At 48.3% G+C, this 422-nt stretch carries 1 protein-coding gene; it reads left to right on the top strand.

The annotated features are described in order from the left end of the window. The coding region (locus FC36_RS12070) for a hypothetical protein (RefSeq protein WP_420843332.1) at positions 1-422 on the top strand (422 nt) is incomplete at both ends.

Consider the following 422-nt stretch of genomic DNA (forward strand, 5'->3'; position numbering starts at 1 on the left):
GCCATCAGTAAAGGTGAAGCAGCTCAAAAGAGTGCCAGCTACTACAACGACGCCAATGGCGACGATAAGAGCGCCTTGGATAAGGCCCTCAGCCAAGCTGGTGAGGATCTGAAGAATAATGCTTTGACCCAAGCCACCGCCGATCAAGATGCCAAGGCTATTCAAGATGCGATCAATGGTTTGAAGGGTCAACCAACCAACTTAGATAAGTTGAATCAAGCCATTAGCGACGGTACTTCCGCCCAAGCTGGTTCTAAATACGCCAACAGTTCAGACGAAAGCAAGGGCGCATTAGACCAGGCTATTAAGGCAGGTCAAACAGCCAAGACCCAGAGTGGCTTAACGCAAAAGGAAGCTGATGCGGATGCTTCAGCAATTGAAACAGCCATCAAAGGTTTAAGCGGAAAAGAAACTGATAAGAC

It is taken from the genome of Ligilactobacillus equi DSM 15833 = JCM 10991, from assembly GCF_001435735.1.
GTDB lineage: Bacteria > Bacillota > Bacilli > Lactobacillales > Lactobacillaceae > Ligilactobacillus > Ligilactobacillus equi.